The sequence below is a fragment of the Caulifigura coniformis genome (genome assembly GCF_007745175.1).
Classification (GTDB): domain Bacteria; phylum Planctomycetota; class Planctomycetia; order Planctomycetales; family Planctomycetaceae; genus Caulifigura; species Caulifigura coniformis.
This window is the reverse complement of sequence record NZ_CP036271.1, coordinates 5,484,300-5,508,899: the sequence shown is the minus strand read 5'-3', so window position 1 is coordinate 5,508,899 and position 24,600 is coordinate 5,484,300. Positions and strand designations below refer to the sequence as shown.

Genomic DNA, 24,600 nt, shown 5'->3' with positions numbered 1-24,600 from the left:
TCACGGGCGCGGACGTTCAGAGACGAGCACGCCATCCTTGAGATTATCGCCGGGATGCAGGATGACCCGATTTCCTTCCGAAAGGCCCCCAAGGATCTCAGCCCCCTGGGCATTCCGATGGCCGATCTGGACAACCTGCCGGCGGGCCCGTGCACTCTTGTCGACCACGAAGACGCACCACTCCTCACCGAACCGGAAGAGTGCGCTCGACGGGACCTGCAGCACGCGGTCCGATTCCCACAGGGCGATCCGCGCATCGACCCGGTACGCGTCTCCCAGCGTCACCCGTTCCGACACGGGAACGCTGAAGTCGGCAATCACGTTCACCCGCTGTTCCTCAACCCCGAGCGCCGAGATCTTTGTGAATCCGCCGGGCTCGACCAGGCGAACCGTGCCGATGAGCACTTTGTCGCCGCCCCAGTGCTCCACGTAGACCTTCGCGCCCGGCCGAATCTGCACGGCATCCTGCGAAAGAACGTCGATCTCCATTTCCAGGTCGGCCGGATCGCCGATCTCGATGACCGGCGTCCCGGTGGCCAGCGTGGCGGCACTTTCCTGGAAGACCCGCAGAACCTTTCCCGAAACGGGCGACGCCACCTGGTACATCCAGTCTTCGGTGGACCTCCCCTGCCGTGGCTTGGCTCGTACCAGCGCGGCCTGCGCCATCGCGACCTCGAATTCCGCAATCTCGACCGCGAACTGCGCCGCCTCGGCATCCTTGGCCCGGCTTCTCTGCAGCAGTTCGGCGTCGACCCGGCGTTCGATCGTGGCCGCGTTCTGATCATGCAGCTTGCGGATCCGCTCGAAGTTCGTGTCGGCCCATTCCTTCTCGGCCGCGGCCTTCTCGGCGGTGGCTTTCGCCCGTTTCAGCGCCGCCTCGGAGGCCTGCAATCGGGCCTCCGCTTCCAACTCCAGCCGTTCGTTCAGGGGGTCCGGCTCGCTGGGCTGGATTGTGATCAGAGTCGACTCGCCGGCTGTGACTTCGTCGCCCGGGTCGAGCAGGACGCGGTCGATGCGGCCGGGGAATGGCATGGAGACGATGTATTTTTCCTTGATCCGGGTCTTCCCGTCTTCACTCACGGACACCAGAAGCGGTCCAAAGGCGACATCGCCGAAGTCGACGTCGATCGGGCGCGGCATAAAGCCGTAGACGACGCCACCGAGCAATGCGATCGCCCCAAGAATCCCGATGACCCGACCGAGTGAAAGCCGCATGGAGACTCCGCTGCCTGCCCCGCATCGAGACAATTCCCGCGCGGCCAGGCGAATGGAACGGTAAACCAGTGGACAGCCGCCGGGAAGAGGGAGTTCACAGGCAGGAGGGATCGTCTTGAGTCTGGCGAATCCTCAAACCGTGATTGAGAAACCGAACTGGCGTTCGACCACGATCCCGCGATAATTCCCCTCCCCGATCGTTCCGGTGGACAGCACCGGGATGGTCGGATCGGAATCGGCACACCGGCCAGCGCGTTCGCGGGAGATCCCTCCCGACTGACCAGGAGAGATCACAGAATGAGCAATCGGAGGTTCAACGCGAAGTCCCATGAGGCAAGGCCGGACGTTTCCGAGGAAAATCCACTTCCGACGGAACACCAGCCGGACCCTCAGCCAACGTCGAATCTGATTGAGGAGATCAAGGAAACGGCCGACAAGCTCGCGCGCGACCATGCGACGCGGGGCGACGTCAAGATCATCGCGAGGGCGCTCAAGGAGTTGCGCTACGCGTTCAAGGTGTTCACCCCCTACCGCCGCAAGCGGAAGATCACCGTGTTCGGCTCGGCAAGGACGAAGCCTGATCACCCGGCCTACCAGGAAGCGGTGGAGTTCGGCCGGCGTATGGCGGAGGTCGGCTGGTACGTCGTGACGGGGGCGGGCGGAGGCATCATGGAAGGCGCTCATGTCGGCGCCGGACGGGCGATGTCGATGGGCCTCAACATCATGCTGCCCTTCGAGCAGAGCTCGAACCCGATCATCACCGATGATCCCAAACTCGTGCATTTCAAATACTTCTTCACGCGCAAGCTGATGTTCGTCAAAGAAGTGCATGCCATCGCGCTGTTTGCCGGCGGCTTCGGCACGCAGGACGAGGCCTGGGAGACGATGACGCTCATCCAGACCGGCAAACGCGACCTGATGCCGATCGTGTGCATCGATTACCCCGGAAGCAGCTACTGGGCCGACTGGCTGTCGTTCATCAAGAAGCAACTTCTCGACCAGAAGTGGATCTCGCCAGCCGATCTTTCGCTGTTCAAGGTGGTCAACAGCACGGAGGAAGCCGTCGACGAAGTGCTGGGCTTCTACTCCGTCTACAACAGCATGCGGTTCATCCGCGAAAAGCTGTACCTGCGTCTGCACCGGGCTCCGGATGACGCGTTGCTTGATCGGCTTAACACCGAGTTCGCTGACATCGTCGCGAGCGGACAGATTGAGCGGGTCACGGCCCACGCCTACGAATCGGATGACGACCATCTGGCCGAACTGCCGCGACTGGCATTCATCTTCAACCGCCGCGACTACGGCCGGCTGCGTCAGATGGTGGACGTCATCAACGCAGAACTGGCCGTTGAGAACGTGGCTCCCAACCCGTGAGGGCTTCGCCTCGACTGGAAAGAGAAAAAGCCCGCCGATGCAATCGGCGGGCTTTCTTGTTTCTGCGACAGTCGTCGTTACTTTGTGACCGTTTCGATCTGGTCGAGGTCGAGCACGACCTTCTCACGGATGAACTTGTCCGGATCGCTCTTGAACTGCTTGCGGGTGTCATCCGAGCTGAACAGGTACAGCACGTCGTCGTAGAAGGCCGCGAAGCGGGTGCTGCCGAGCACAGCGCGGTCCGTCTTGGCGACGAGGACCGGGTCACACCCGAGGAACTGCGGGGCGTAGCGTCCCGGATTCTGCTGGAAGTCCTTGAAGGATTCTTCCGTGGCCATGTGGTAGGTCTGGCCCTGGAACGTCGCCGCGTACTGCGGAACGCCCTTCTCCCACTTGCGGCGGTTTGACAGCGTCACCGGGCAGTACCCCAGAAGCATCGGCTCGGCCGTGGACGGCGAGACGACACCGGCGCTCGGCTGAACAGCCGGAGAGGTCGCCTTGGGAGTGCGCGTCGCGACGGTGGCGTTGTAGCGAGCGCTGGCCCGGGCGATCGAGTCCGTGAATTCCTTGACGGTCTTCTGACCTTCCGACTTCACGATGTGCTTGCCGGAAGGCTCGATGAAGATGTCGGTCGGGAACTTTTCGACGCCGAACCGGTCGCCAAGCTGCGGATGCTCGCTGACGTTCACGAGAACGCCGATCACATCCTTCCCGAGGGCCTGCTGCACTGCGGAGGTGTGGAGCACGTTGCGCTCCATGTTTTTGCAGGGGCCGCACCAGTCGGCATAGAAGTGAACGAGAATGGCACGATCCTGTTCGCGGGCGAGCTGTTTGGCTTTTTCGAGATCCGTCAGCCACTCATCCGCCTGGGCCGAACAGCACGCTGACACAACCGCGATCAGGGCGAAAGCGAATGACGAGCGGCTAAGCATGGCGGGAAATCCTCTCCCGGCAGCGAATGCTGACGAACGGGGTGGTTCAGTGGGGGGGTGACAAACGCGCCCCTCCGAGATTCGGTTCAGCCCGCAGGCTGAAACTCCGACCGGACCGGGCAGTGTTTCAACGAAGCTATCGGCGCGGTTTGCTCGCTGAATTGCGGGAGTTCAGCGACTTCCGAGGCGCTCAGGGTTCGCCTGTTCTAACGATGCAGATTGCGCAGAGATTCGGGGCGCGGAGCGACGCGCAGATTCTGCCGGTGCCAGAGTTCACCGGCTAGGAGCGGTCAGCAAGCGAGACCACAGCCGAGGGCCACTCGACCGGGAGGGCATAGAAATCGGGCGGCGACTGCCCCGGCGGGAGATCGCCCGGGGGGCAGATGTCGACGGCGCACCCGGCCCCGGTCAGGAAATTGGCAAGCATCGTGTGGCCGCCAACCGTCAGGACAGACTCGGGGTGGAACTGAACGGCCGACAACGGCCACTTGCGATGCCGAATGGCCATCACCACGCCGTCTTCCGTCCGGGCAGTCACTTCCAGATCGGCGGGAAGCGAATCAGGCTCGGCGACGAGTGAGTGATAACGTCCCACCTGCAGCGGACTGGGAAGCCCGGCAAAGAGTCCCTCGCCCGTGTGCCGGACCAGCGACGAATGGCCGTGAACCGGTTGGCCCGATTCCACGACGCGGCCGCCGAGGGCGTATGCGATCGCCTGGTGGCCCAGGCAGACTCCGAGGATCGGAATGGAAGGTCCAAGCTGCGCGACGACGTCGAGGCAGACCCCGGAATCGCGCGGCCCGCAGGGTCCGGGCGAGAGAATGATCGCCTGCGGTTGCAGTCGCTCGATCGCTTCGACGGTGATGGCGTCGTTGCGAACGACCTGCGTCTCAACGCCAAGTTCTTCGACGTACCGTGCCAGGTTGAAAACGAAGCTGTCGTAGTTGTCGATGAGGAGAATCATCGTGTGCCGGCGGGCGGAGCAGGCGGCGCCAGGGCCGATTCGGGGCGCGCGAGGCGAGCATCTGCCTGCTGCACCTGGGCATGGAACTCGGGCATGCTCCCGTACAGATCGTAGATGCTTTTCCAGATCTTCTGAGCTTCGGCCCGGTTCCCTTTGCGAAACGCGGTGTCGGCATCGACGAGCCACTGATTGATGAACGCGGTCCGATCGCCCTTGCCGCCGATTTCCGCTTCGATTTTCTCGGCCTGACGACGGGCGAGGCTTCGGAAGGGACGCTCGCCGGCATCTTTGCTCAGCAGCTTTTCCATCGCGCGATATTTCTCCAGCGCGATGACACGGTCCCCCGCTTTCTCAAACTGCTTCGCGTTGACCCACAACCTCTCTCCCTCGGTCTCAGGGTCCTTCCCGAGATTCAGCCGAAGATTGAGGTTTCTCTCGGCCCGGATTGCGGAAATATCGTCCAGCATCCTCTGAACTGCGTCCTTGTGTTTCCCTTCGGGAAAATCGGCATGCATTCTTTCAATGAGACTCTCGGCATTCAGCAGGTCGTCGATCTCTCCGCTCTGAACCGCCTGCTGCACTTCCGCGAAACGCTGATCTTCGGGCTTGTAGCGTTTGAGCAGATACCAGCCAGCCGCCCCGCCGACGACGACCAGGAAAGTCAGCGCCAGGAACCAGCCACGCTCATAGACCGGCGTGACTTCCTTCTTCTTTTTTTTCTTCTTCGTGTGAGCCTTGGTGACGACGGCGTCCCCGTGCATCGTTACGCCGGCAGCCGCCCCCTTCGTTTCGCCGACGACGGTCTTCTTGTCGGCGACCTTCTTCTTCACCTCCTGCAGCTTGACCTGCACTGCCAGGGCGTCGAACGGGCGGTCGTTCGGGTCTTTCGCGAGGAGCTCTTCAATCAGCTCTTCAAGCCACACGGGAGTCTGCCAGGCGAGCTCGCGCACGGAAGGCGGTTCGGCCTCGAGATGCTTGAACATCACCTCCGGCTGCGTCGGCGCCTCGAACGGCGTCTTGCCGGTCAGCATTTCGAACAGCACGCAACCCAGCGAATACAGGTCGGTCTTTCGCGACACCGGCTGTTTGCCGGTGATCTGCTCGGGCGCCATGTAGGCCATCGTCCCGACGGTTTTTCCGGCCTGCGTGAGCGCCGTGGCATCAGTGTCGCGGGCGATGCCGAAGTCGGTCAGTTTGACGGTGTTGTTCGGCGCCAGCAGCAGGTTGGCCGGCTTGAGATCGCGGTGAATGATTCCGGCCGCGTGGGAATGCTCGAGGGCCATCGCGATCTGGATGCCATAGTCGATGACGTCCTCCCAGGCGATCTTTCCCTTCTCTTTGATGATCCGATCCATCGAGCCGCCGGCGATCAGTTCCATCGCATACCAGCGCTGGTTGCCGGTCGTACTCCCGCCGTAGTAGCGAATGATGTTGGGATGCTTCAGCTTCTGCAGGATCTCCATTTCCCGCTCGAACCGCTTGGCGACCTTCGGGTCGGCCGTGAGGTCCGGAGCGAGCATCTTGAGCGCGACTTTCTGCCCCGTTTTGAGGTAGGTCGCCTTGTAGACGACGCCCATTCCGCCGACCCCGAGTTTTTCCTCGAGCTGGAACGGGCCGACGCGTCGAGCGGGAGTTTCAGCGGGCATGGATCAATTCAGACGGTCGACATGCAGACATTCGTGCCAGCGCCGGAACCAGACTCTGTTCTGCGGCGAAGCGCTTGTAGCCCGCCCGTCGTGATGCTGCAACGCCGGACCTCACTGCGCCGCCGGCTGCACGGCGGCCTGCGTCTCCGCTGACGGCGGGGTGCACGGCGTCAATTGCGGCCGACCGGGGGACGCCAGGGCGGCATCGATCGCCAGAAGCCGCTTCGATTCCTCAATCAGGAAATCGACATTCATGAACGGCTCGGGGCCGATATCCCACCACTGCAGCTTGCCGTTTCCATCGACCAGGAACGTCCCATGCAGCGGACGGCCTTCGAAGTCGTCGAAGCAGCGCCACGCCTTGAACGTCGCCAGCGACTCATCCGAAAGCAGCGGGAACGGATAGGGGGCTCCTTGCTCCGTGGGGTCACCTTTCCAGGCCTCGGCCGCCTTGTGCAGGCTGGCCACAGGGTCGGAACTGATGATCACCGGCTTCAGGCCCGCAGCGGCAAATTTCTTCCGTTCGTCAGCGAACTTCTGCACCTGCTCGCTGCAGTGCAGGCACTCGGCGCCAAGAGAGAATACGACAACCTGCGGCCGGCCCGCTGCATCGGCGAGGGCCTGTTCTCCACCCCCTTCGCCTGGCAGCCGCCACGGCGATGCCGCCGGCACCGTCCAGCTGAACGGGCCGAGTGAATCGAGCGGAGGCCGCTGCCCGACATCGGTCTTGGCCGGTCGCGGGGTCCGCCAGTCGCCGTGGATTCCCCAGCCTTTGGCCAGATCGGCCAACCGCGCGAAGATCGGCGTCCGGGGATCGAGGTCGGCCGCCAGAGGACGCAGGGCTTCGAATTCTTTCTTCGCGTCGTCAGTGCGACCGGCGCGGGCCAGCATCTCGACGAGCCTCGCCTGTGGCAGGACTTCGCCCTGATGCGATTTCACTTCGCGCCGCAGGAGATCAATCGCTTCATCCCCTTTCCCGGAACGGAAACGGAGATCGGCAATCGTCGACTGATCCATTTTGCCCGCGGCCGCGAAGCTGGCCTTGGCGTCGTCATAGGCGCCGTAATGCAGGTGGACGTAGCCGGACAGTTCAGCGATGGCCTCCTCCAGGCGGGGGAGCCGGCCTTTGGCATCCGACTCGGCCTTGCCGGTCGGTTTCCCATCGGCCTTGGCCTTCGCGATCGCCGCGTCGCGCTCGTCGATCACCTGCTGCTTCAGGCGCATGACGTCGCCGAGCACTTCGCATCCGCGGGAGAGGTCACCCTTCCGGAAGCAGGCCCGGCCGAGAAGCCGCAGCCGTCGCACCTGTTCGGACTCAAGATTGGTGGCGTTGAAGAATGGGGAGTCCGCCAGGCAGAGCGTCTCGTCCCACAGCTCGAAGGCGGTCAGCACTTCGCTCATCCGCTCGCGTCCGAAGCCGAAACTCTTCCTGGCGTCGTAGGCGTTGTATTTGGGATGGGCCGGGTTGCGGATCAGGGCCTTCGTCATCTCCAGCGCGTCATACCCGCGGCCGATGAACGTCAGATCTCGCGTGAGCCACTCGTTGTTGTGGGCGTAGTTGTGGATCTGGTCGGGCAGGATCAGGTCGCCGACCATATATGCGTGGTCGGTCCGGGCCGAGGCCTCCTGCTGCCAGGCCGCGTCATCATAACGTTTCAGCTTGGAGTAGATGTGGCCCGGCATGTGCCACATGTGCGCAATGCCGGGGGCGGCGGGGCCGCAGTTCGCAGCGGCGGCCAACCCCTGATTGGCCTTCTCGATGTCCCAGATGTGAATGCGGTAATGGTGGACCGGATGCTCGGGGTTCACCGACAGGACGTCCTTGATCAGAGCGTCCATGGCGACGAACGAGACGAGCGGCACTCCCTTCGAGTTGTTCTCCCAGAGCTGTGCAACGAGGAGTGCCCGGGCTTCGAGATCGTCGGGGTGATCGTAGATGATGCCCTCGAGGGCTTTCACCAGCGCTTTGCGGCGGGCTACGTTCGCGTTTTCGCGGTCTCCCGTGCGCCCACGTTCGGGCCGGGTGCTTTCGCCCTTGGTTATCTCCTCCTTCTTTGCGGCGTCGTTTTTCTCGGCGTCCTTCTTTTCGCCGTCCTTCTTCTCGGGCGTCGTGGATTCGGCCTTGTCGTAGTAGGCTTTCCAGGCGTCGAGGTATTTTTTCTCGCGGGGCGATGCCTTGCCCGCCTTTTCGGTCGCCTTCGCCATGAACTTCTTGGCGCGATCGACGTTGTTCACGTTGGCGAGCGCCATGCCCCAGTAGGCGATGGCGCATTCGGGATCGAGCGCTGCCGCCTGGCGGAATGAGCGCTCGGCCTCGTAATACCAGTAACCGTGAAGCTGGCCGAAGCCCTGGTCGATGAACGCCTGGACGTCCGGGGCCTTGGAGGAAACTTCGAAGTGGACCTTTCCCGTGCCGGCGATCCGCCGTGCGGCCTGGCGCGGGCCTTCGTTAAAGGCCTCGCCATGCAGCGAGTGCCCCTGCGCGGGCCCGGCGTCCTGCGGGAACGCGGGTCCCGGGATCAGGCCGCTCAAAAAACCGAGCGCCAGCACGGCGCGGCGACGACTCCAGGCGGTTCCACGACGCACCATCGATCACGTCCTCAGCAGGCGAGACGATCGCGTCCATGCACAGTCACGAAGCGAGTGTCTTACTCGCTCTTGGGCGCTTCTTCCTTCGGTGCGTCGGGAGGCCCGAGAAGCTTTTCCAGAAGAGCGGTCAGTTCACGCCCCGTTGCGTTGAGCGACACCACATTGCCGTCCTTCCCGATCAGGATCGCCGTCGGAATGGCGCTGATCCCGTAGTACCTGGCAATCGGATTCGACCATCCGCCGTCTCCCTCTGCCTCCGAGTACAACTGCACCCAGGGAAGCTTCTTCTCGGCGAGGAATGCCTGCAGGACGTCTTTCTCCTGGTCCAGGCTCACTCCGACCACCTCGAAGCCCTTCTTGTTGTATCCGTTGTACAGCTCCTGCACGTGCGGCAGTTCCTCGAGGCACGGGCCGCACCAGGTCGCCCAGAAGTCGACCAGCACGACCTTGCCCTTGAGCGATTCCACGTTGAAGGGCTTGCCATCGACGGTCTTGCCTTCGACCTTCATCGGCTTTCCCACAAGGCCATAGCGCCGGCCGGTCGCCCGCAACTGGTTGACGAGGTCGGAGACCCGATCGTCCTTGCGGCTTTCGAACGCCTTCGCGAATGTCTCGAGCGCCTTCGCAGCGAGTTCGTTGTCGCCGAGTTGGGCGAGCAATTCGGGAGTCTGCGTGGCGAGCGAATAGCGCTCTTCCGAAACCTCCCCGGCGCCGATGTAAGCGGCCACATCATCGATCAGTTTCTGCCGGGCGTCCGCCTTCAGGCCGCCCATGCCCGAAACGCGCACGGCGAGGCCGTACAGAGTGCCGCGTTCCGCGACCTTGGGCAGCTTGTGCTTTGAGAGAGTCTCGATGAACCGCTGCCGGTCGGCGGCCGCTGCCGGATCGCCACTCCGTTCGAGGAACTGCAGGATCTGGAACCGCATGTCGGACGAAGTCAGGGCCGTGGCTTCATCGAGTTCCTTCTGCTGCACCTTCGCGATGGCCGCTTCGACCTTGCGGAGGTGTTCCTGGCGACCGGACAGGCTGCGGTTGGCGGGGGGGGTCTGGAACAGGCGTTCCAGGAATTTCTGCAGGACCTGCGGATCGTTGCCGTCCGGAATCTGGAACGGATCCACCTGCGGAGCGTCCGCGGGAGCCGTGATGGCGGGCTGATCGGTGGGGGCCGGCGGAGCCTTGGATTCGTCCTGGGCGAAAGCGGAAGATGAAGAGAGCAGCGAAACGAGCGCAATGGGGGCGACGCGGCGGGACAGCCAGAGGCGGGGCATGACTCACTCCAGAGAGAAGACCGGCGCACCGCATCACGAACGCGGCCGACGAACGTCCAAGGATACCGCGGCTCGCGCACGCTGGGCAGGCTTCTGAGCGAAAATAAGGGGGTTCCGCGACTTCAGGCCGGCCGTCTCGCGGTGGAGGACCTGTCTGATGACTGACGAGCAAGGAGTTCGGGGCCAGGGGCCCGTCCGGTTCTGTTGCCCTTCCTCCGTGTGGCTCCTCGAGCCTCGCGGGGCGCAGCCTCCCCGCCCCGACCGCTGCGGGTGACTGAGCGGCGGATTGCTGAGGCGTGATGAGTGTGAATGGCTGATCGGCATGGTCCCTCCATACCTCCGTGCAGGGTTGCGCGGAACGGGGAAGACTCCGTGCGGGGATCGCCCTCCCCCGTACCCGCCCGCGGGTAGCGTCCCGAAACGCTCGTTCCAGATACGAAAAAAAGGCCGATGGCTGCTCCCAGCAGCCATCGGCCTTCTTCACTCAGTCGGCTCTGCTTCCGTGCATCACTCCGAGCCGTAGGAGAAATCCTGACCTCCCGCGCAGAATCCGTTCCGCACCCGCTGAGAGGCGAGGTGAACGAGCAAAGGGGGCGTAGACCTCCCTGCAGCGTTCCAACCGCGGTTCATCCCTGCCCGCGAATCCGCATGCCCGGTAGCAGGCGGAAACCTCGATTGTTCCTTCGATCGTTGACCGGCTGCTGATCCTCAGCACCCGGCGATCATCCCTGAAAACTCCCTACGAAAAGGCCTCGCTCACCAACCGGTCGAATGCAGGGCTGTGCTCGGAGAGGAAGGATTCCCACCGGGCCCGATCCCAGAGTTCCACATGGTCGTTCACCCCCAGGAGGACAACGTCCTGAGAGACGCCGGCGAACTTGAGAAGCCGCTCGGGGACGCGGATGCGTCCCTGACTGTCCGGCTCCACCTGTTCCGCCTGCGAGTAGTAAAGTCGAAGGTAGTTTTTGGCCCGGCCTTGAACGGCCGGGTCTTGTTCAAGTCGCTGAGCGCGACGATTGAAAGTGTCCGCGGAAAACAGCGACAGGGACTGGTCCGTTTCCGGCGCCAGAAAGAGTTCCGGGGCTTCTTCCGAAACCAGTTCGTCGCGAAATGACTTGGGCAACGACAGCCGTTGTTTGTCGTCGAGCGAGCGCTGAAATGTTCCTGTCAGCGGCATCGTTCAGGCGATCAAGGTCAACGGTCATCGGGATGTGCAAACTTGTTCAGCACTGGAGTCGAATTCTGCCGGGTCGTCGAAACGGCCCATCCACAATCCCATTCTCCAGATGCAGTTAGCGTGAAAGTCTGCTCGAACCACCCCTTTCCCACCTGGCCCCACAGGGCCCCAAATTAGTGCACACAGCCCCATCGTCAAGCAACTTGTGTGACGTGGTGGGGTTCCCCCGCGCGCAATTCGTCCGAGGTCCTGTCCCCACTTGGAATTGGGAATTTTCAAGATTCTTCGAGTTGCCCGCCCACTCGTGTCGAGGGGCTCAGTTTCGGCCGCGCCGATCGATCAACTCGAGCCAGAGTCGCTGGTAGCTCGCCGCAACAGAGATCCACGCAAATCGTTCTTTAACAGAGACTTGCGCAGCTTTTGCAACACTCACGGCCTGCTCCGGAGCGGCGAGGCAATCGCTCACACGCTGCGACAGAGCGTCGGCAGACCCTGGCGGGCAGAGCCAGCCAGTGACCCTGTCCGTGACCACGTCGGCCGTCCCGTCGACGGCCGTGGCGACGACGGGAAGCCCTGCCGCCATCGCCTCAAGAACCACGTTGGGCATTCCCTCCCATAAAGAAGGGAGAACCAGCGCCTGGGCCGACCGCATCAGCGATGGGACATCGTCGCGGCGTCCCGCCAGATGGATCGTGCGATCCAGCCCATGGGCACGAACAAACTGGCGGATGCCCGCCTCCAATGGCCCCGCCCCAACGACCAGGAGATGGAGATCCGGGTGCCCGAGCGCCAGTGCCCGGAACGCGTCGAGCAGCACCGAGATGCCCTTCTGGACATCGAGCCGGCCGACAAACAGCAGGGTCCGTGCGTTCCCTGGAATACCGAACTGCGAAAGATCCGCGGGGGACGCCGACGAAATGGCGGCCGAATCGACGCCGTTCGGAATGACACTGACGGCGTCTTGCTGCAGCCGAAGCTCACGCCGGGTGAAGTCGGCGACCGATGGGCTGACGCACACGTGATGTGTGACGAGACGCTTCGTCCAGCGTTCCAGACGGACGTGCCAGCGCTTGTCGCGCTCCGCCACGCGAACGCCGGACACGACCAGCGGCACGCCGGCGATGAGGGCGGCCAATCTGCCGGCAAGGTTGCCGTGGAACAGAAACGTCTGGATCAATGCGGGCGGACGTTGCCGAAGTCGCTTTGCCAGCCGGGTGACGACCAACAGGTCGCGCCTGCCGGCATCAAGCGAGTGCGTCTCGATGCTGTGGGCCTCGAGTTGATCGGCGAGCGCCCCGCGCCGTCCCAGGCAATAGACGACCGGGGCCCACTGACTTCGATCCAGCCGGGTGACGACCTGAACGAGCGCCTTCTCGGCCCCGCCAGGGTCGAGATCGGTGATGCACAGGGCGATGGGCGTCGGTGACGACACGGGCGGAATCGAGGGGCAGATCAGGGCCGGTTTCGACATCGTGACCGAAACAGCGTCCTGTTGAAATCCCCGTCTTCACCGCAGCAGGTCGCCGCCTCCCTGCTCGCGCAGCTCGCGGGCGACCTGAATCCCGAGGAGGGCGGCCTCCGGTCCCGGGCCGGAAGCCTTGGCGTTCACCCGCTGCGAGCCATCGCGGCTCCAGATCACGGCCTCGAAGTGAAGTGTCGTTGCGCCGGTGGGCGTTTTCTCGACAGTGGACCACGCTCCAACCGGGGCATGACAACCCGCGCGGAGGGCTCCGAGGCAGGCCCGTTCGGCCGTCACTTCGATCCGCGTCACCGGATCATCGAGGTGCGCGAGCGCGGAACGTGTCCGTTCGTCGTCGGCACGACATTCGACTCCAATTGCGCCCTGGCCGGTGGCCGGGAACATCACCGGGGGGGCCAGAACGAGGCTGATGCGGTTCTCCCACCCAAGGCGGCGCAGTCCTGCCTCCGCGAGGATGATCGCATCGAACTCACCTTCATCGAGCTTCCGCAGCCGCGTATCGAGATTCCCGCGGATCTCTCCGAGCCGCAGATCGGGGCGATGGGCGAGTAACTGGGCCTGTCGCCGGAGGCTCCCGGTTCCAACGCGGGCCTCCTGCGGAAGTTCCTCCAGGGACGAACAGGGCCGGCCGTGAGGCAGAAGGAGCGCATCGCAGCGCGGGGCCCTGGGAAGCACGGCGCCAAGCAGGAGGCCATCAGTCGGCTCTGTCGGGAGATCCTTGAGACTGTGGACGGCGAGGTCGGCCCGCCCATCAAGGACGGCCTGCTGGACCTCGCGGGTGAAGACTCCCACGCCGCCAAACGTCGATAGCGCGGAATTCCGATCCCGGTCACCCTGAGTCGTGACGGGAACGAGTTCGACGCGGCAATCGGCGACCGCGGCCCGCAGCAGCGCGGCGACGTGCTCGGCCTGCCAGGTGGCGAGGGCGCTGGCCCGTGTCGCGATTCGCAATGGGCCGGGGGAGGACGAATTCACGGGAGGCGCTCGAAAAGAGTCGCGATCAAACAAAAGCAGGAGTACAGCTCCCTCATCTGCGCTATGCAGCCTGAAGGCTGTACTCCTACGACTCGAAACCCTGGCAGGCCGATTACTTCGCGGCCGGCTTGTCGACGATCCGCGCCGTCTTGATGTAATCGAGCTGGGGGTACTTCTTCTTCAGGTATTCGTTCCCCTGTGCCTTGATCATGGGCTGAGTTTCGCCGGGGTTTTCACCGGTCTTGTACAGGCTGTCCACGACCGTCATGCCCTGAACGACGACGCCGATCGGGGCGAAGCGCTGGCCATCAAGGAAGGAGTTGTCGCCGTGGCTGATGAACAGCTGCGTCGAGCGGCTGTTCGGAGCGGCGGTCTGGGCGTAGGTGAGGAAGCCGCGTTTGTTGGAGCGTTTCACCGGGTCGTCCTTGATGGTCTTTTCGCCCCACTCGGCCTGGACCTTGGGATCGCCGTTCATGCCGAACTGGACCATGAAGCCATCGACGTTCCGGAAGAACCCGCAGCCATCGTAGAACTTGCTTTCGACCAGTTCCTTGACGTGGGCGGCTCCGTTGGGGGCCCACTCGGGGTTCACCTCGACAATGAAGTCGCCCTTCGTGGTTTCGAACTTCACGTAGAACGGAGCCTGCGCATCCTGGGCGAGGGCTGCGGCGGGACCCGAAATGGCGGCAGCAGCCAGGACGAGCGCCCCGGTCAAACACTTGGTGATCGTCTTCAGCATCTCCAAAGCTCCCGATTCCAATGGTGTGCTCCGGAGCACTGAGACTCCGGCCACTCTTCCGGCGATTTCCATCATCGCGCGTGGATCGGCGATGATAACGGGCGACAGTAAGGTTGTCCCACGTTGCATGGGGTGGCCCGGGGACGCGCCTCGCAGGCCGCGCGGGCCGCTTTCCTCACAGGGCGGGGCCCGATCTCCACTGGGCCTCGGCCGCCATCACGGCTTCTCTGCCGGCTTCGCCACGATGCGGGCGGTCTTGATGTAGTCGAGTTCCGGATACTTCTTCTTCAGGTACTCGTTCCCCTGCTCCTGAATCATGCCCTGCGTTTCAGGTGGGTTTTCGCCGGTCTGGTGGAGGCTGTCGACCACCGACAGCCCTTCAACGACGGTTCCAATCGGCGAGAACCCCTGGCTGTCGAGAAACGAGTTGTCGGCGTGGTTGATGAAGAGCTGGGTGGAGCGGCTGTTGGGCAGACCCGTTTGCGCGTAGGTGACGACGCCGCGCGCGTTGGAGCCGTGGACGGGGTCGTCTTTGATCGTTTTCTCGCCCCACTCGGCGTGGACTTTCGGGTCGCCATTCATTCCGAACTGCACCATGAACCCGGGCACGTTCCGGAAGAAGCCGCAGCCATCATAGAAGTTCTTCTCGACGAGTTCCTTCAGATGAGCCGCGCCATTGGGGGCCCAATCGGGATGGATTTCGACGAGGAAGTCCCCTTTTGTCGTCTCAAACTTCACGTAATACGGCGGCGCTGATTCCGCCGCCGCTCCATTGGAATTGGCCGGGTTCTCGGTGCGGGAGCAGGCGGCAGCCGTCAAGGCGATGGCCCCGGCCAGACAGAGGGTGAACGACTTCAGCATCTTCAGGTTCCGGGATTCGGTTCAGAGGAACCGGAGAGGTCGTCTCCGGAGGGCCCGCGTGGATCGCGAGTGGCCTGGGATCTTACCGGCGTTGGCGGGTGTTGTCGCACGACGCTTCCGCCGCCCGCTGGAGCAGTCCCGGTGGGTGAAGATTGCGATGATCGGGTCGTGCGGGGAATGCTGCCATTTTGACCGTGGAGATGCGCCCGCAGGCAATTCCCGGCAGCGTTTTGAAGGGAACGACATCGAAACGATACGGCTTTTCCCTGCCGGGTCGTCGGGAAACCCCTACCGACCAAGGTGAAGTTTTCGACAGGTTGGACGAATACTTGACACAAGTCTTTAACAGGGTGCTGCATGCGGCGATTACACCAACCCAATCGACGCCAGTTCCTAGGCCTCGGCACGCTCTCTGCATAGTGCTCTTCGGACCTGTTTCTTCAAAAAATCATTCGCATGCGAACTTATTTTGATCAGGAAACGTCCAAGTTTACGTAGTCCCTATTAAGGCAACTTTGAACGGCGGCACACGGCGAGAAACCGTGCACGGACGTCGCCGACAGGCAGCCCCGCCAACGCCGACAGGAAGTCGGACGAGCGAGAGAATTTGGGGGTAGCCGCTATGAGTCGTTTTCATCATTCCGCCCTGCAACAGCTGACGGAGCAGCAGGTGCGATCGGCGTCTGAGGCTGTGCGCCTCGACCAGCTGGATCGTGCCGAGACTGTGATCGCCACGCTCGAGCCGGGCTCTCAATACCGTGTCCAGGATCTCTGCGAACAGGTGACGCACACGCGGCCGAAGTACGCGAGCAACCTGGTGATCCAGGGGTCCGAAGCAGCCCACGACCTGGGTTTGTTCGTGGAGGAACTGTCCGAAAGCCTGAACATGCCGGCCGACCTGGCCGGTGAACCGGTGCTGACGGTCGAAGACGTCAGCCAGCAATACAACGTCTCAACGAAGACGGTGGATCGCTGGCGGAAGCGTGGCCTTGTCAGCCGGCGATTCCAGTTTGGCAACCGGTCGCGTGTCGGGTTCCTGAAGTCGTCGATTGACCGCTTTGTCCGCAGTCATGAGAGCGAGATTTCGCGTGGCAGCCGGTTCAGCCAGCTGTCGAGCGTAGAACGGGGGGAAATCATGGAAGCTGCACGGCATCTTGTTCGGTATGGGACGTGTCCGGCGGACGTGAGTCGCTCACTGGCGACCCGTTTCAACCGTTCTCCGGAGACGATCCGCGCGGCGATCCGCCAGCACGATGAAGAGTCGCCCGACAATCGCGTGTTCGCGACGCCGAGCGACGAACTGACGCCTGAGCGGAAGCAGGAACTCCTGGCCCGGTATTCAAGCGGCGTGTCCGTGGATGCCCTGGCCCGGGATTACTGCCGCACGCGGACGGGTGTGTATCGCGCGATCGCGGAAGCCCGGGCGGAAAAGCTGTGCGCGGCTCCGGTCGCGTTCATGGACAGCCCGGAATTCCATCAGCCGAATGCGAGCAAGGTGATCCTTGGCCCGCCGCCGGCGGTGGATCGCAAGGCCGCTCGCGTCAAGGCTCCGGCCGGACTCCCGGCTTACCTGGCGAGCCTGTACTCGAATCCTCTCCTGACGCGTGAGGAAGAAGGGTACTGGTTCCGGAAGATGAACTTCCTGAAGTTCCAGGCGAGCCAGATCCAGTCGAAGATCGACATGTCGCGGCCGAAGTCGGCCGACCTCGATGAACTCGAGCGTCTGCTGGACGAAGCCAACGAAGTGAAGAATTTCCTGATCCGCAGCAATCTGCGACTGGTGGTTTCGATCGCCAAGAAGCGGCTGCAGCCGGGGATGAGCTTCTTCGAGATGGTCAGCGACGGGAACATGTCCCTGATGCGTGCAATCGAGAAGTTCGATTACACGAAGGGGAACAAGTTCTCCACGTATTCGACGTGGGCCATCATGAAGAACTACGCCCGTTCGATTCCGGCCGAGCATACGATTCTCGACCGGTTCCGGACGGGGAACGAGGAGGTTTTCGCCGCATCGGCCGATGGCCGCGGCGTGCAGACGGTCGATGAGACGACCAATGCCCGCCAGCGTGACGTGATCACCTCGATCCTTGGCCAGCTTGATGAGCGTGAGCGTTCGATCCTGTTGCATCGCTACGGCCTGCAGCAGGGTTCGGAGCCGCTGACGCTGGAGGAAGTGGGGACGCGGTTCGGCGTGACGAAGGAGCGGATTCGCCAGATCGAAGCCCGCGCTCTCCAGAAGCTGCGGAAGATCGCGGAAGAAGAGAAGCTGGATATTCCTGGCGTCTGATTCGTCAGGCGCTGCCCGTGCCGGCGTTCTACGCCGCCGGCACGGTTTTCTGATGTCCCCGTTCGGCGGCTGGTTCCAGAAGGAACCAGCCGCCATTTTTGTTTGAGGCCTGCGACCGGGACAGGGGGGGCGCTACGAATGCAAATCGCCCACCGGCAGGGTAACCTTCCCGTGAACCCTGCTCCTGTTTTCGCGGGACGGACGATTGTCGCTGTATTCCAGCTGAGGAACTCGCATGTTTCTCGATGGTCTTTCGGTCGGCCAGCGTTCCCTCATCTCACGGGCGATTCAGCGGAATGGTCGGCCCATTCCGGCAAAGATTCGGGCCCAGCTTTCTCGATTCTTCGATCGTGACTTCGGCAACGTCCGGCTGCATACCGGTCCATCCGCCGCCCGGGCCGCGCGCGCGCTGAACGCCAGGGCCTTTGCAATCGGCGAGCACATCGGCTTCGCAGCCGGCGAGTTTCAACTGCAGAGCGCCTCGGGAGCTCTGCTCCTCGCTCACGAACTCGCGCATATCTGCCAGCAGGGCAATTCCGATGGACGATCGCTCGAGGGTGAACTGGAGCCGGACTGCGAGCGGGCTGCCGAGAGCCTGGCCAGCATGTTCCTTCATGGACTTCGCGCCGATCCAGGACTGATGAAGCTGACCGCGCCGCATGGATCCGTCCAGCTCCATCCCGGACATCCGCCGGGCGACGCTCCCTGCCCCGGCCCGCCCGAATGGATCGACATCACCAGCCTGAGGCCGATGGAATTGTGGCTCCCGGCCAACATGGCGATCGAAGCGGCCTACCTCGCCGATCCACGATTCAAAGGGCATGCAATCCTTCTCGGCTCACAGTTCAACGTCGGACCCGGCAAGGAAATCCGGATGCCGGCAGGCACCCCCAATCGCAAGCTCGCCGATCAATTCCTGGCGCAGTTCAAAGGCATCGTCAATCAGCTGGCACCCGACATCATCGACTTTACGGACAGGGCTTTTTACGAGTTCAAGACGCGAGGATTTATCGCTCAGGGAATCGCACAGCTTGCGAGCTATTACCGACTGATCAACCAGATCCGGATCTCCATCGGAGTCGTCGAAGGGGGACCGGAATGGCAGCCGTCGAACTCGTATTGGATTCCGCCGCACAGCCTACCGTTTCCCAGCGACGTGCGCAACAAGCTGGTCTGCACGGAACTGACCGACTACACGATCCCGAGCCGACAGGGACTCGTCATTTATGGGGTGAAACGCCGGGTAACCGATGAAGAGAGGAAGCGGATCCGCATGTTTGCCGCGGCCGCCGCCGCAATTGTGGAGATTGCGGCCGACTTCGCCGCAATGGCGGAGGCGATGCAGGCGGTTGTCCGGCGCCAGCTGAAGGAGGCCAATCCGGAACAGGAGTTCCGGATCGTCGCCTCGAACTCCTTTTACGAGACGATTGTGGAACTGGCGCGCAAGGCGGCGATGGCGCGGACACTGCAGCAACTGCAGGTCCAGGGATTCGATCTCCGAAATCCGGTGCTGCAACTGCGAAGTTTTGGTTGGAGCATCGTCGGACTTGCCGAGGGAACACACGCCGTCATTGGCATCACGCTTTATGCGGCAGCATCGCTGCCGTTGATCCTGGGAGTTGGAGCGGTCGGTGGAGCAGGAGCGGCAGGGGCAGGTGGCGCGAGCGCCGCGACAGGGTTGACCGCCGCCGAGATCGCTCAGATTCTCGGGGGAGGCAAGGCAGCGAACGATGTGCTCCAACCTGCCGTCGCCGCGGCCGTACTCCTCTACGTTGCGGGAAAGACGAGCACGGCCCAGGCCAGCCAATGGAAGGATGTCAGCACTGTTCAGTTGGTTCCAGTTGAGAAAGTTGAGCCGCCCGGAAACTTCGCGGACGGAAGAAATGTCACCGTGAACGGTCAGCCGTTTCGTGAGATTGCACGAGTCCAGGCGGGCGACGGCCTCGGCGCCCTTCAGAACCCGTAGCCTGCAAGACGACGACGCCGGACAAGCGGGTCTGGGCGGAATCCTGACATCGCCTTTGCGCTCGGCTGGGCACGCAGTCGCCTGCTGGCACCATCTCGTCGAACATCGCGGGGCGTCCGGCTCCATTGAGCCGGACGTCTTTTTCTTTTTTTGCGCGTCCCCCCGGACGCCTGTCACCTGGTGGTGGCGACCGCCTTGAACTGGTCGGCTGTCATCTCCTCGACCGCGCCATTCTGCAAAAGCACTCGGCCGCCGGCGGTCGGCGTTTCTTTTTCGTACGCGATGACCGCTTTGGGAGCCGTACCGCTTTCGATGTCGCCCTCGCTGGCCATCGGAATCCCCCAGACGACGACGATCTTTCCGGATTGCACCATCTCATAGCTCTGCGGGTGCGCGGAACGACCCGCTGACAGATCGGTGAGCTTGGCAGGCGGCCGCCGCGCGCCACCAATGCGAAGAAGGTCGCCGACCTCCTGAAGCTCGGTCGTAGCCTGCACAGAGGGCCCGTCGCCGGACCGATCGGACGAACATCCCCAGGCGAGGGACAATCCCAGCGCCACGAACGCCACACGTTTCACCCACATCTGGAACCGCCTCGTGAATACCAATGCGTTTGAGTCCGGAACGACAGGTCCGGAGGAGTTTCAGGCGATGCAAGGGCGGCGGGCCCCTGGACCCGCCGCCGCTCCGGCTCGTCTCAGTCAGAACTCGCCGACCACCTGACCGTCGCCCCGCGAGCCAACGCCCTGCCACGTAGCGAAATCGATATTCTCACTGACGAACCGCACCGAACCATCCGCCATGCAGACCTGCACACCTCCGGTGTGGTAGCTGCTCGAGGCAATGTGGGCCTCGTTGAACGTGTCCGAGACGCAGTTGTACTTCTGCGATCCGCCGACCGGGACCAGCTTGTTCCAGTTGGGCGGCAGGGTGTGGGTGTAGAACGTCTGGCCCAGGAGGGCCCGCGAGAACTGCGTCCCGGCGTACTTCATGCCTCCGGTGAAGTTCGATCCCGTGCAGGAACCGATGTTCCGGCCGTCCTGATCACCGACCATTCCGACCTGCACGGCGGCATTCACCGTCGATGAATAGACGACGACGGTGTTGTCGCGCCCGGACGGGGTGGGATTCTGAGGCCAGGTGGTCCGCATCACCTCGGCAAACATGGCGGTGTTGCTGGTGCCGTCGGGAATGTCGGCGAATCGCTGCCCCCGCAACAAGGCTTTGTTGTCATAGCGGCCGTCCGAGAAAATGCCGGCTCGCGGGCCCGCCTTGTTGGCGTTGAAAAAGCCGTTGGCCGAGGCCCCAAAACTCGCCGAATAACTCAGCCGTCCTTCGCCCCGTGTGGTCTGGCCGGCCGGAAGACCGGCGACGGAAGTGACGTACTTCACCATCGAGGAGGGGTCGGTCGGGCAGAGGAAGAACGGAATATCGCCGGCGCGCGCTTCGAGGTTCACAGCCGTGGTGGCGGCCGTTGCTCCGGTGACCGCGGCGCCCGGGATGTCATGAAGCGCCGAATCGCGCCACGTCGTGTAGTTGAAATCGAACTGGTTGTAGCGGTTGGCCTGTTCGACGTAGGGGAGAATGAGCGCCTGCGGGCTGGCATCGTTGATGCCAACGATGCCACTCGACGTGACCATCATCGTTCCGTACTGGGGCGGAAAGTAGGTGAAGGTACTTTCGAAGTTGTGGGCAGCGAGGCCCATCTGCTTGAGGTTGTTCTTGCACTGGGTCCGGCGAGCGGCCTCTCGCGCCTGCTGGACTGCGGGCAGCAGGAGCGCGATGAGAATCGCGATGATGGCGATGACGACCAGCAGCTCGATCAGGGTAAAGCCAGATCGTTGATCACGACGAAGGGATCTGGACCTCGAAACGACAAGATGGGACCGCAACATAGGACTCCTCTGCAGGGAAATCAGAACCACGGGGGGCGAGCAAGAAAGCCCCGAAGAACAGAAGACGATCAGGCAAAAATGCCTGAGAGCGCGTCGACGGCATCAAATCACAATGGAATGTGAGGCGCCGGCTGGAAGGGAGCGCTCCATGGCCGCCAAGCGAAGTGGACCCGAAATCAACAGCGTCAGATCGGAACGCCTCAAGCGACACCGCGGAGTGTGTCTGCAATCGTTCGCGATTTTTCGAGTGCGGCTCGAATCTTCAGGCGCTGTGCCGTCGTTGTCAAGATGCAGATCCGGCCCGACAACTGGAAACGGACTTCCCGCAATTCGCGCGCGGCCAATCGCAATCGACAGCGTTTCGCCGTATAATGAGAGGTGAATTTCTCGAGTCTCAAGGACTGATTGCGATGCCGCTGACGCCTGACCAGGAAAAGATCGGTAAGGAAAACTTCTCGAACGCCGTCGGTGTGTCCCGACGCGAGTTCCTGGCCGGAGTCGGCGCGGGCGCAGGGGGCCTTGGCGCGGCCTATTTCGGCTACAAGGAGCTACAAGGAGCTGGAAGGCAACCCCGTCAAAGTCGGTTTCATCGGCACGGGTGACGAAGGGAACATCCTGCTGACGGAGCACCCGGACAAGTACATGGACGTGGTTGCCGTCGCCGACCTCCGGCCGCACAACCTCGATCGCGCCTTCAAGGGTGATCCCAACGACGTCCGCATCGGGCTGCAGCGGAAGCTCGGAGCCGAGAAGGCCAAGAACATCAAGGGCTTCAAGAGCCACAAGGAACTGCTGGCGAACGCCAAGGACCTGGGGATCGAGGCGGTCGTCATCGCGACGCCTTTGAACACCCATGCCCCCATCGCGATGGAAGCGATGGACCTCGGGCTGCACGTCCTCACCGAAAAGCTCATGGCCCGGACGGTGACCGAGTGCAAGCAGATGATCCGCAAGGCCAAGGAGAAGAATCTCCTGCTGGCGGTCGGCCATCAGCGGCACTACAGCGTCCTGTACGAGAACGCCAACCAGCTCGTGCAGAACGGGCTCCTGGGAGACATCCGGTACATCCGCGCCCAGTGGCACCGCAACAACAGCTTCCCGAACAGCGACCAGTGGCGGAACAGCATCCCGGCCGCTGACAAGGCCGTGGAAGCGGAACTCGACAAGACGATCAAGGAATACGGGTTCGACTCGCTGAAAGAACTCGTGAGCTGGCGTCTGTACGCGAGCACGGGGGGCGGCCTGATGGCCGAGCTGGGAAGCCACCAGCTGGATGCCTGCAGCATCTTCCTCGGTAAGGTCCACCCGCTGGCGGTCAGCGGATACGGCGGCAAGAACTTCTACGGCGTCAAAGGTGTCGGTTCGGCCGACAAGCAGTCGGACGACCGCGAAACGGACGACCAGATCTTCGTGACGTTCGAGTTCCCGGGAAAGAACTACGACCCGAAGACGAATGACCGCGACGTCTGCATCGTCACCTACTCTTCGATCAACACGAACAAGTTCGAGCCTTACGGCGAGCTGGTCTACGGCAGCCGCGGCACGTTGTTCATGAAGACGGAAAAAGAAGCGCTGCTGTGGAAGGAAGAAGGTCGCGGCAGCGAAGGTGGCGGTCCTGACCAGCGGCTGTGGGTCGTTTCGACGAACCAGACTGGAAGCCCCGGGGCGGTGCTCGCCGCGTATGAAACGTCCGCCGGCCCGAAGGCGGCCGCGAATACGGGCGGCGATCTCGCGACGAACGTCAGCCGCGGCTACAAGGAAGAGATGGAGCACTTCGCTCACTGCATCCGGACGCAGAACTTCGCCGGCCCGAAAGAAGGGGGCCTGCGTTGCCCCGGCACGACGGCCATGGCGGACGCGATCATGGCGATCACGGCCAACCTGGCGATGAAGCACAAGAAGCGGATCGAGTTCAAACCGGAATGGTTCGACTACGAGAGCGACGCCGTCCCGGAGACGGACAGCTCGCTGGCGTGATCTGCGGAATCAAAGCCCGGCCCTGTCGCCGGGCTTTGAAGTTTTCATGGATGTTGGAATGGCCAAGAAGTCTGCACAGCCGTCTCGCCGCCCGGTTTCCCGTCGCGATTTTCTCGCGGTCGGAGGACTGAGTGTTGTTGGTTTTCCGGCGGCCGAGCGGGCCGCGAAGCTCCGCGCCCAGCTTGGGCGCGGGCCGAAGACAGTCGTGCTCGTCGTGATGAACGGCGGCGCGAGTGCGCTGGAGACGTTCGACCCGAAGCCGACTGCGGCCAAGGAATCGCGGGGCCCCTATCGGGCGATCGAAACGGCGGTCAGCGGTGTGTTCCTCAGCGAAACACTTCCGCGACTTGCCGAACGGGCCAGGAGGTTTTCGCTCGTCCGGTCGGTCTACCATTCGGCCGCTCCGATCCACGAAACAGGCCTGCAGCTTCTGCAGGGCGGGACCCTCGGAAGCCGGAAGGGTCCGGGTTCGGCGTTTGGAACCCGGATGCCGCAGACCGAATCGCTCAGCGATGAAACAACGGTGCCGGCGTATGTCGTCACGCCAGCCCGCCTGCATCTGGATCCCGCCCAGGCGTTCCCTGCGGACGGCCCTGGCGCCGAAGGCGGATTTGCCCCTGCGATCGTGCGTGACGGGATCGTGGAGGCAGCCGAAGCTCCGCCGCGAACGGTGTACGCCGAACGTTTCGACAAGCTGCCGTATGAAATCCAGGAAGCGTACGGGCACACGAGCTTCGGCCGTCGGCTGTGGAATGCGCGGCAGCTCGTGGAGTACGGCGCGAGCTGGGTGACGGTGAATCTGTTCGAGACGCTGAATGGTCACGCGACCTGGGATGCCCACGGGGCTGGCTCCGCTCCCGGAACTCTCCAGGACTATGGCCGGACACTGTGTCCGCAGTTCGATCGGGCCATGTCGGGGTTCCTCGATGACCTGCAGTCGACCGGGTTGTGGAACGATTGCCTCGTGGTGTGCACCGGTGAAATGGGACGCGCGCCACGCATCAACCGCACGGCCGGGCGCGATCACTGGACGCGCTGCTGGTCCGCACTGATTGCCGGCGGATCCGTCCCGGGGGGCCAGGTGATCGGCCAAAGCGATTCCCGCTGCGCCGAGGTGGCTGACCACCCGGTTCCGCTCCAGGAACTCAGCCAGGCGGCGTTCCGCGCCGCAACCGGGGCACCGACCGAAACGCCCGAGGGGGCGTCGCCGAGCGCGCTCGCTGCAGTCGGCCTTTGAGTCGAACGCGTTCTCTTG

General features: G+C 63.1%; 19 protein-coding genes. 6 read left to right on the top strand and 13 right to left on the bottom strand.

Annotated features, from left to right (window positions below; all coding sequences use genetic code 11):
* Entirely contained in the window at positions 1-1,215 is a 1,215-nt protein-coding gene (locus Pan44_RS22155) for an efflux RND transporter periplasmic adaptor subunit (RefSeq protein ID WP_145033967.1), read from the bottom strand.
* A gap of 297 nt (positions 1,216-1,512) precedes the next feature.
* Here Pan44_RS22155 and Pan44_RS22150 point away from each other — a divergent pair, with 297 nt between their 5' ends.
* Complete coding sequence (locus Pan44_RS22150) at positions 1,513-2,589, top strand: LOG family protein (protein WP_145033966.1); 1,077 nt, start codon at positions 1,513-1,515, stop codon at positions 2,587-2,589.
* 77 nt (positions 2,590-2,666) lie between these two features.
* Here the strand turns inward: Pan44_RS22150 and Pan44_RS22145 are convergent, their stop codons facing one another.
* The 10 genes from Pan44_RS22145 to Pan44_RS22100 all read right to left on the bottom strand — a co-directional run bounded on the left by Pan44_RS22145 (position 2,667) and on the right by Pan44_RS22100 (position 15,220).
* Positions 2,667-3,521: a thioredoxin domain-containing protein gene (locus Pan44_RS22145; RefSeq protein WP_145033965.1), complete on the bottom strand. Its 855-nt coding sequence runs from the start codon at positions 3,519-3,521 to the stop codon at positions 2,667-2,669.
* A gap of 280 nt (positions 3,522-3,801) precedes the next feature.
* Positions 3,802-4,485, bottom strand: coding sequence for an anthranilate synthase component II (locus Pan44_RS22140; protein WP_145033964.1), 684 nt, complete (start codon positions 4,483-4,485; stop codon positions 3,802-3,804).
* Complete coding sequence (locus Pan44_RS22135; RefSeq protein WP_145033963.1) at positions 4,482-6,131, bottom strand: serine/threonine-protein kinase; 1,650 nt, start codon at positions 6,129-6,131, stop codon at positions 4,482-4,484. Before Pan44_RS22135 ends, Pan44_RS22140 begins: the two co-directional genes overlap by 4 nt.
* A gap of 111 nt (positions 6,132-6,242) precedes the next feature.
* Positions 6,243-8,720 carry a redoxin domain-containing protein gene (locus Pan44_RS22130; protein ID WP_145033962.1) on the bottom strand — a complete coding sequence of 826 codons (2,478 nt, stop codon included), beginning with the start codon at positions 8,718-8,720 and terminating at the stop codon, positions 6,243-6,245.
* Positions 8,721-8,779: 59 nt separating this feature from the next.
* Entirely contained in the window at positions 8,780-9,988 is a 1,209-nt protein-coding gene (locus Pan44_RS22125) for a TlpA family protein disulfide reductase (protein WP_145033961.1), read from the bottom strand.
* Positions 9,989-10,727: 739 nt separating this feature from the next.
* Positions 10,728-11,165: a division/cell wall cluster transcriptional repressor MraZ gene (locus Pan44_RS22120; protein ID WP_145033960.1), complete on the bottom strand. Its 438-nt coding sequence runs from the start codon at positions 11,163-11,165 to the stop codon at positions 10,728-10,730.
* 316 nt (positions 11,166-11,481) lie between these two features.
* On the bottom strand, positions 11,482-12,636 hold the full coding sequence (locus tag Pan44_RS22115) for a glycosyltransferase (protein WP_145033959.1): 1,155 nt from the start codon (positions 12,634-12,636) through the stop codon (positions 11,482-11,484).
* 36 nt (positions 12,637-12,672) lie between these two features.
* Positions 12,673-13,620 carry a hydroxymethylbilane synthase gene (hemC, locus tag Pan44_RS22110; protein WP_145033958.1) on the bottom strand — a complete coding sequence of 316 codons (948 nt, stop codon included), beginning with the start codon at positions 13,618-13,620 and terminating at the stop codon, positions 12,673-12,675.
* A 112-nt stretch (positions 13,621-13,732) separates the two neighbouring features.
* Complete coding sequence (locus Pan44_RS22105) at positions 13,733-14,359, bottom strand: peptidylprolyl isomerase (protein ID WP_145033957.1); 627 nt, start codon at positions 14,357-14,359, stop codon at positions 13,733-13,735.
* Positions 14,360-14,575: 216 nt separating this feature from the next.
* Positions 14,576-15,220: a peptidylprolyl isomerase gene (locus tag Pan44_RS22100; protein WP_145033956.1), complete on the bottom strand. Its 645-nt coding sequence runs from the start codon at positions 15,218-15,220 to the stop codon at positions 14,576-14,578.
* Positions 15,221-15,842: 622 nt separating this feature from the next.
* Here Pan44_RS22100 and Pan44_RS22095 point away from each other — a divergent pair.
* Together Pan44_RS22095 and Pan44_RS22090 are read left to right on the top strand one after the other, a co-directional pair.
* Positions 15,843-17,507, top strand: coding sequence for a sigma-70 family RNA polymerase sigma factor (locus Pan44_RS22095; RefSeq protein WP_145033955.1), 1,665 nt, complete (start codon positions 15,843-15,845; stop codon positions 17,505-17,507).
* Between the two features lie 235 nt (positions 17,508-17,742).
* Positions 17,743-19,473 carry an eCIS core domain-containing protein gene (locus Pan44_RS22090; protein ID WP_145033954.1) on the top strand — a complete coding sequence of 577 codons (1,731 nt, stop codon included), beginning with the start codon at positions 17,743-17,745 and terminating at the stop codon, positions 19,471-19,473.
* A gap of 173 nt (positions 19,474-19,646) precedes the next feature.
* On the opposite strand, the gene Pan44_RS22085 is transcribed toward Pan44_RS22090, so the two are convergent.
* A complete protein-coding gene (locus Pan44_RS22085) occupies positions 19,647-20,042 on the bottom strand; it encodes a hypothetical protein (protein WP_145033953.1) in 396 nt (131 codons plus the stop codon).
* A 132-nt stretch (positions 20,043-20,174) separates the two neighbouring features.
* On the bottom strand, positions 20,175-21,368 hold the full coding sequence (locus Pan44_RS22080; protein WP_145033952.1) for a DUF1559 domain-containing protein: 1,194 nt from the start codon (positions 21,366-21,368) through the stop codon (positions 20,175-20,177).
* Positions 21,369-21,739: 371 nt separating this feature from the next.
* Between Pan44_RS22080 and Pan44_RS27980 the strand changes: the two genes are divergently transcribed.
* From Pan44_RS27980 to Pan44_RS22070, 3 genes are read left to right on the top strand one after another with little or no spacing between them, the layout of a single operon-like run.
* Entirely contained in the window at positions 21,740-21,970 is a 231-nt protein-coding gene (locus Pan44_RS27980) for a twin-arginine translocation signal domain-containing protein (RefSeq protein WP_315861130.1), read from the top strand.
* Entirely contained in the window at positions 21,888-23,345 is a 1,458-nt protein-coding gene (locus Pan44_RS22075) for a Gfo/Idh/MocA family protein (RefSeq protein WP_231754129.1), read from the top strand. Before Pan44_RS27980 ends, Pan44_RS22075 begins: the two co-directional genes overlap by 83 nt.
* Positions 23,346-23,403: 58 nt before the next feature.
* Positions 23,404-24,582, top strand: coding sequence for a DUF1501 domain-containing protein (locus tag Pan44_RS22070; protein WP_197453558.1), 1,179 nt, complete (start codon positions 23,404-23,406; stop codon positions 24,580-24,582).
* Positions 24,583-24,600 lie beyond the last annotated feature (18 nt).